The sequence below is a fragment of the Acinetobacter sp. YH12106 genome (assembly GCF_013418995.1).
Classification (GTDB): Bacteria; Pseudomonadota; Gammaproteobacteria; order Pseudomonadales; family Moraxellaceae; genus Acinetobacter; species Acinetobacter pseudolwoffii.
Window position 1 is genome coordinate 1 of the sequence record NZ_VPAV01000054.1, and the last position, 4,334, is coordinate 4,334.

The window sequence follows — 4,334 nt, forward strand, 5'->3', positions numbered from 1 at the left end:
AGATCAGCAACCACGTTGTAACGATCAACTAAGGACCGGGCAAAGTCTTTTGCCAAGTCCTTACGTTGATCTACATCCAATTCATCAGGTAAAGCAATCACCCATTCTCTAGCAGTTCGGGCATCTTTTCTGTTTTCTATTTTTTCTGCCATATTCCAAAGTTCAGAACGGTCTATCTCAATATCAAGGTTGGAAATGATTTCTGAATACATGACTCCCTCTTTTTTTGTGAAGTCATGTGTTAGTCCTGTGAGTTCATCTTCTAATTTTTCCCCTGCACGATATGCAACAGATGCAACCGCTGAACGTCCTGAACTTCTGTTCACTGTCTTTGTTGAGCAATGATAAATTGCCATGAGCGTTTCCTGCTTTTGACTTTGCTTTTGAGGTTAAGGGGTTTCCCCTTACGCAACTTTGACTTGAACTTTGTTCAAGTCGTAAGTGCGCATTTCATGAAAAACACGATAGCATATAGCCCGCTTGAATTTCAATTCATAGGGCCTTATGCTTGAGTGGTTTTCTATATCCCAAAATTAACCGTTATGACAAAATCTGCTGAAAATATCGAAAAGAAAATTGAAGCCCAGTTAGAGAAGCTGAAACAGTTAAAAGCCCAAAAACAGGCTATCGAAGCAAGAGAAAAAACCAAGAAAAAGGAACAGGAAAGAAAGGACGATACTAGACGCAAAATTTTGCTTGGTTCTTATTTGATTAAAAAAATGAATGCCAATGAAGCCAATAAAGAAAAAATACTCGCTGAACTCAACGAGTATTTAACAGAAGATCGGGATAGACAGCTTTTTAACCTTTAAAATCTGTTTCAGTCCGCAAGGCTTTAAATATACGTTTTGCGGTTTCCTCTCTGACTGATTTTGGATCTCGTAAAATATTAGCAATCCAAATTGCAAATGCTTGATAGTCTTTTGCTCCAGCTAGATCACTAATACTACCTACTTTTGACAAAATAGAGCTGTAGGTATTGATTTGACCAGCAGACAGGCTGCGGAATATATCTAGTGTTTCTTGCTCTCGCTCTGGTGCTATTAATCTAGGCTTGGGCTTCTCTCTGACAGTAAACTTGAAGCCAACCACAGAACGCCCTTTTTTAACGTTTTCATAAGTTAGGGCAATATCTGTATTAGCTGTGATCTCATCTAGTGATGGATTGATAACACGTTTTTTTAGATTACTTAGATCGTGATAAGACTCAGGTAAGCCAAATTCAGTTCTTATTTTTTCTAAAGACATTTCAAATTTTCCCATAGCCTGATGTTTTTTAGCTAAGTGATAAAAATCGAATGAGTAATCTTTTTTTAGACTAAGTACGATGTCTTTTTTGTACTTTGTATATGGATTTAATTTATCAAATTCTGTAAGCATCAATAAAACGATCTCAGGGAATCGAATTGCAATACCTCCATCTTCATAAATGCAATCAATTACCCAATTAGACAGAACACGTTTCCCTCTTTCATTGTTATAAGAAAAACTACGCTTAATCAGATTTCTACTTGCTACTTCTAACTGTGTATATGCTGAATGCGTTTTAATTCCACACTCTTCAGCGAATTTTTCAGCGGTAATCATAATAGGATCTTTTTCTGTTGCTTGAGTAGTTCTAGCAATTGGACTAGCAAGTATCAATATACGCTTTTCATCAATATTCATACTCTTAAAACATTCTTGAATATTATTTTGCATCACAACCCAAGAAGGTGGATACGTTTTTTTATTTTCGTCCATATAACTACAATGCCTATTAAGTACTTTTTCGGATATGTACCTATATAGTATATTATTGCTTAAAATTTGACTATTATTTTTGTACTTTTTTAAAAAAAGTACATCTAAATTTGTGTACCTTAATGTCCGGTAAAAGTACTTTTTAAGTCCGGTAAAAGTACTTTTTTAAATACGTTTTGTCCGGTAAAAGTACTTAGTTGTCCGGTAAAAGTACTTTTTTAAAGTCTGAAAGCCTTGCTAGATATGGGCTGGAAGGGGGTCTAAAAGCTTTTAAAAGCTTTTTAAAAGATAAAAAAGGAAAATACAGAAAATAAAACAGCCCTATGCCCTCGCTAAAGCTCGGACATTTTAACCTCGCTTTCGCTCGGTTGAGGGGCTGTTTTTTTCAAATATGAATTGAGGATTTAATAAAAAAGAAACTATGCCTTCGCTTCGCTCAGTAGTCTTTATGCTCGCTTCGCTCGTCTAGAATTTGACTAATACAATTCGCACCCATTCGGGATGCTCTGTATCTTTCGTTATGAAGCAAAAGGGAGTTTGTAATCAGGGAAAAGGCAGGGGCGAAATTTTAATGCCAGGTGGTCGCTCGTAGACACTCGCTTTGTTATTACTGAAAATTAAATAGACACTATATTTTTTAATTTATATAATAAATTCAGAAACCAATCTAACTCCACATTTTAGATTGGTTTTTTTACGTAAATTGTAAATAAGTGACAATTTTTGTCACCTCTATTTTAAAATAGAGGTGACAAAAATTGTCACTTCAAACAACTTTATACCATTAATAGACCTCTTGCGAAAGTATCGCTTACCTAATTTTTGAACTGGCTAAAACCTTATAAAATGTAGCTTTAGGCTGTTTAAATTTTGACTAACCCAAGAAGTCTAATATATGGATATAATGTATTGGCACGGTTTTTGCTTTTTTATTACATATTTCATTTGGGGGAAGCATCATGAATGCTCAAAAAGGTTTTACATTAATTGAATTGATGATTGTTGTTGCAATTATTGGTATTTTGGCAGCTATCGCAATTCCTGCTTATCAAAATTATACTCAGCGATCTTCAAATACAGCATGTTTATCTGAAGCTAAAGCTTATATTGGATTAGCTATTGCTGATAAAGCTTCAGATGCTGATTTTAGTCCATATAACCCAGTAGCATGTAAAGAAGCGCCAGAAGGACTTACTGGTGAACCTGCTGCTATTAAAACTACTTTTAATACAAGCGCTACTATTACTTTTGTTCCAAAAACTACTGGTAATGAAGAGGAATTAAAAGATGTAGTTTGTACTACATTAACAGGTAACTGTGAGTTAAAAGATCCTGAAGAATAAAAATCTTGTAATTTTTATTAAAAAAGAAACATCTTAAAGGATGTTTCTTTTTATTTAGGGTCAATTATACAATAATCTCGTTTTTCTCCATATCCACACTGTTTTTTCATAATTTTGACGCAAGTTTGCCCATCACACTTTGATAAATCTAAGTTGTATTTTTGTAGATTATTAATTTCTGCTCTACGTTGTTGGATTTCATCTAAGCTAGGGATATATAAGAATATTGCTAAGAGGAAAGTCACGATAAAAGCGATAAAAGCAGTTGAGTAAATCATAATAAATTTCAGATTTAATCTGTTTGTAGCTGTTTCAATATCATCAAGACGGCTTTTTAATGCCCGATCTGCTTGTATATTTGTCTCTTGTAGCGTTTTTTTCACTTCATCGAGCACACCTGTCGCAACATGGTTATAAAACATCTCTAATCGCTTCTTATCATCTTTTATGGATTCTCGATATTCTTTCATTGAAGCCAATAAAATATATAACTCATCTTCTAAATTATTTTGATTACTCATAGTGATAGTCCGCCTCTATCTAATTTGGGTGATGATCTTTTTAGCTTCTGTTCTGCTTGCTGTTTTTCGAGTCGTAATCGCTCTTTAAGTTCGAGTTCTAGGCGTTTGGCTTCTTGTTTTTGCTTCCATTGCTCAAAACCTTGATCAACTCGGTTTAAACCTGCTTCTAAAACACTTTCTGTACGCTGTTTAAGTTGATATGAGTATTTGGCATTGTTCTGCTTAATATCATCGTTATAACGGCTAATTTCAGTGTCTATGCCTTTTCTACGAAGTTGAGTTACCCAAGTACCCTCATGAATAGTAGGTTGCAGTCCATTACCTTGTTCAGCGTAGCTGCGATGATCAATTTTTTCGGTATAGCCTGCCATTTGCAGAGAGTGATTCGCTAAATTTGCCCATGTTTCTCGAATTTCTTTAATTTCATTTTGGGTTGTTCCCATATTTAGACTTTTACGCTTGGTGTTGCTCAGTTCTATATCTGCTTTTTTGGTCAATATCAGCTTATTTTCTGCATCTAATTCGGCTTTTCGAGTGGTGAGCATGATATGGGCATGATGGTTTTTATCATTACCATTTCTACTGGGTGCATGAATTGCAAGATCAGCAACCACGTTGTAACGATCAACTAAGGACCGGGCAAAGTCTTTTGCCAAGTCCTTACGTTGATCTACATCCAATTCATCAGGTAAAGCAATCACCCATTCTCTAGCAGTTCGGGCATCTT

The 4,334-nt window shown here is 35.0% G+C and carries 6 protein-coding genes; 2 read left to right on the forward strand and 4 right to left on the reverse strand.

Going from position 1 to position 4,334, the window contains the following annotated elements:
- Positions 1-356 (reverse strand): MobA/MobL family protein (locus FTU45_RS15030; RefSeq protein WP_180076675.1); only part of this gene is annotated, 356 nt, incomplete at its 3' end.
- Positions 357-542: 186 nt separating this feature from the next.
- Here FTU45_RS15030 and FTU45_RS15035 point away from each other — a divergent pair.
- Entirely contained in the window at positions 543-812 is a 270-nt protein-coding gene (locus tag FTU45_RS15035) for a mobilization protein (RefSeq protein ID WP_180076676.1), read from the forward strand.
- On the opposite strand, the gene FTU45_RS15040 is transcribed toward FTU45_RS15035, so the two are convergent.
- Positions 802-1,743, reverse strand: a complete 942-nt coding sequence (locus FTU45_RS15040) for a replication initiation protein (RefSeq protein WP_180076677.1) — start codon at positions 1,741-1,743, stop codon at positions 802-804. The genes FTU45_RS15035 and FTU45_RS15040 overlap by 11 nt on opposite strands.
- Positions 1,744-2,702: 959 nt before the next feature.
- On the opposite strand from FTU45_RS15040, the gene FTU45_RS15600 reads away from it, so the two are divergent.
- Positions 2,703-3,086, forward strand: coding sequence for a prepilin-type N-terminal cleavage/methylation domain-containing protein (locus FTU45_RS15600; protein ID WP_180076678.1), 384 nt, complete (start codon positions 2,703-2,705; stop codon positions 3,084-3,086).
- A 50-nt stretch (positions 3,087-3,136) separates the two neighbouring features.
- Here the strand turns inward: FTU45_RS15600 and FTU45_RS15050 are convergent, their stop codons facing one another.
- Entirely contained in the window at positions 3,137-3,607 is a 471-nt protein-coding gene (locus FTU45_RS15050; RefSeq protein WP_180076679.1) for a hypothetical protein, read from the reverse strand.
- A partial coding sequence (locus tag FTU45_RS15055) for a MobA/MobL family protein (protein WP_180076680.1) occupies positions 3,604-4,334 on the reverse strand: 731 nt, incomplete at its 5' end. The genes FTU45_RS15050 and FTU45_RS15055, both read right to left, overlap by 4 nt.